The sequence below is a fragment of the Colwellia sp. C1TZA3 genome (assembly GCF_007954265.1).
In the GTDB taxonomy this organism is placed as follows: Bacteria; Pseudomonadota; Gammaproteobacteria; order Enterobacterales; family Alteromonadaceae; genus Cognaticolwellia.
The window spans coordinates 1-3,371 of record NZ_VOLS01000117.1 but is presented as its reverse complement, the minus strand read 5'-3'; the positions used below and the strand labels follow the sequence as shown (position 1 = coordinate 3,371).

Here is a 3,371-nt window from a genome sequence, read left to right as displayed (position 1 = left end):
GATCTTGTTGTGCGCAGGAAAAATAACTCAAGGTAAGGCGCTCGATTGAGCAATAGCTGGCTATTGGGATTGAGAGCAACACAGCCTTGAGCTATTTTAACTAGTACAAGTGAGCAATAACTTAATGAGATTGGTATAACAGCTCTTTTAAACACCAAGATTGATTTGCAGTCTCGCAGAGAAAACTCAGCTAAAAATTTAACTAAAGAGTTACCATAAAAAATCAGTTTTTGAGCGTATCGCTTTGCTGAAATAATGCTGATTTTAGGTGAGTTCATTGCAGAATATTATTTAAAAAAAATTGTTTTTTCGGTTATGTGTTTAGTCGCTAAATAGCTAAAGGCTAAGGCTGGCAAGCTATGAAAGTGACTTAGTAGAAGAGCTGTTGATGGCAAATCTGTACAAAAATCACTAAGTAATGATCAAATAGATTGGTATCTTCAAGCAGAGCTTGCGTATAATAAGCCTATTGGTGCGTCCCTAATAATAGATCAAAAAGATAAAGCCAAAAGAGTGCGCTTTATGCAACAAGGTGGTTTCTCAACAGATAAAACCATGACACTATTAAACGCTTAAACAGATATACTCTTCGAAAAGTTGGAAATTAAAATGATTGAAACTAGTGCCCAATTGCGTCAGGCATTTTTAGATTTTTATGCATCTAAGCAGCATCAAATTATTGCGAGTAGCTCGCTTGTTCCTGGCAACGATGCAACATTACTATTCACTAATGCCGGTATGGTACCATTTAAAGATGTATTTCTTGGTGACGATATTCGCAGCTACACCCGAGCTACGTCAGCACAACGTTGTGTGCGTGCCGGTGGTAAACATAATGATCTAGAAAATGTCGGTTACACTGCACGTCATCATACTTTTTTCGAAATGTTGGGTAGCTTCAGCTTTGGTGATTACTTTAAAGAAGAAGCGATAAATTATGCCTGGGAATTTTTAACTACAGAATTGGCATTACCAAAAGAAAAATTGTTGGTCACTGTTTATGAAAGTGATGTTGAAGCATACGACTATTGGTTAACTGTTATTGGTATGCCAGCAGATAAAATTATTCGTATTGGTGATAAATCAGCGGATAAACAATATGAGTCAGACAATTTTTGGTCAATGGGCGATACCGGACCCTGTGGCCCTTGTTCAGAAATTTTTTATGATCACGGTGAAGATATTTTTGGTGGCCCTCCAGGCTCTCCAGATGAAGATGGCGATCGCTTTATCGAAATTTGGAATTTAGTTTTCATGCAATACAACCGTCAAGCTGACGGTACCATGGATAACTTACCTAAGCCGTCAGTAGATACCGGCATGGGTTTAGAGCGTATTTCAGCGATAATGCAAGGTGTGCACAGCAATTACGAAATCGATATTTTTCAAGGCTTAATTCGTGATACCGCGACATTACTTGAATGTAATGACTTAGCACATAAATCACTCCGTGTTATTGCTGATCATATTCGTTCATGTAGCTTCTTAATCACTGATGGTGTTATGCCGTCAAATGAGGGCCGTGGCTATGTATTACGCCGTATAATTCGCCGTGCTATCCGCCATGGTCACAAATTAGAAGCTCAATCATTTTTCTTCCATAAAATAGTCGCTTCACTTGCTGGGCAAATGGGCGAGGCTTACCCTGAACTTGTACAGCAACAGGCCATTATTGAGAAAGTTTTACTTAGAGAAGAAGAGCAATTCGGTCGAACGTTAGACCGAGGCATGGCGCTGCTTGAAGATACTCTATCGGCACTTAAAGGTGACACTATCGCTGGCGAAGATGTTTTTAAACTCTACGACACTTATGGCTTTCCAGCCGACTTAACCGCTGATATTGCTCGAGAACGCCACTTAAACATTGATCTTGATGGCTTTAATACCGCCATGGCTCAACAACGTATTCGCGCTCAAAAAGCTAGCCAATTTGGCACAGACTACAACGACACCCTTAAGTCAGAACATCGGACTGACTTTAAAGGCTATACCCGCCATGAAATGTCTTCTACGGTTGTTGAACTCTTCAATAATGAAGCATCAGTTGTTGAATTAAGCGCGGGTGAAGCTGGTATTGTCGTGCTTGATAAAACCCCATTTTATGCTGAGTCAGGTGGACAGGTTGGTGATAGCGGCATACTTCAGCTTGGTGATGGTATATTTGAAGTTTCTGATACTTTTAAATTAGGTCATGCTTTTGCGCACAAAGGTATTGCCCGTGACACTATTGGTTTAAACAGTCGTGTTAAAGCGCAAATTAATAGCGAACACCGTGCTGCTATTGTTAAAAACCATACCGCTACCCATATATTACACGCCAGCCTTCGCACTGTATTAGGCGAGCATGTTACGCAAAAAGGCTCATTATGTGACGCTGAAAAACTACGGTTTGATTTTTCTCACTTTGAAGCGTTAACCCCTGAAGAGTTAACAATCATTGAACGTATGGTGAATGAGCAAGTTAGAAGTAATTTAGCGCGCGAAACCAAGTTAATGCCAATCGATGAAGCGAAAGAAAAAGGTGCGATGGCATTATTTGGTGAAAAGTACGACGATGAAGTGCGGGTGGTTACCTTAGGGGGCTTTTCTACCGAGCTTTGTGGTGGTGTACACGTTGACCGAACCGGTGATATTGGCTTATTCAAAATTGTCTCTGAATCAGGCATTGCTGCTGGTGTTCGTCGAATAGAAGCCGTAACCGGTGAAGCCGCATTAAACTACTTTGCCGCGCAAGAACAAACACTCAACACTATTGCTGCTTTGGTTAAAACTGACTCAGTGAATGTGGCTAGTAAAGTTGAGCAAGTGATATTACGCAACAAAGAACTAGAAAAAGAACTAGCACAATTTAAGCAAAAACTTGCCAGTCAAGCTGGTGCTGATTTAGTTAGCCAAGCTATCGACTTTAATGGCGTGAAAACCCTTGTTGCTAATTTACCAGGCGTAGAAGCTAAATCGTTGCGTGGCATGGTTGATGACCTGAAAAATAAAATGGGCTCAGGCATTATTTTATTAGCCACAACGAGTGACGATAAAGTGAGCTTAATTGCTGGTGTAACTAAAGACCTTGTTGGCCAAGTAAAATCTGGCGAGTTAGTTAATGTTGCAGCGCAAGAAGTTGGCGGTAAAGGTGGCGGTCGTCCTGATATGGCTCAAGCTGGAGGTAGCCAACCAGAAAATATTGAAGCAGCCTTAAAAGCAGCACAAAGCTGGTTAAAAGATAAGCTGAGCTAGTATCTAGGTGTAATACCAAGTTGATTAATTACCTGCTCATTTTTAATGGTTAAAATGAATAACTACAGCGTTATAAAATTTATAAGGTGAATAACTACTGACTAAATTTTATGCCTTGTATTTATCCATTTTTCCTC

2 protein-coding genes are annotated in these 3,371 nt (G+C 40.3%); one reads left to right on the top strand and one right to left on the bottom strand.

The window, feature by feature from the left end:
* A partial coding sequence (locus ESZ39_RS18205) for a hypothetical protein (RefSeq protein WP_223270444.1) occupies window positions 1-278 on the bottom strand: 278 nt, incomplete at its 3' end.
* 331 nt (window positions 279-609) lie between these two features.
* On the opposite strand from ESZ39_RS18205, the gene alaS reads away from it, so the two are divergent.
* Window positions 610-3,234, top strand: coding sequence for an alanine--tRNA ligase (gene alaS / locus ESZ39_RS17315; RefSeq protein WP_146881165.1), 2,625 nt, complete (start codon window positions 610-612; stop codon window positions 3,232-3,234).
* Window positions 3,235-3,371: the final 137 nt, after the last annotated feature.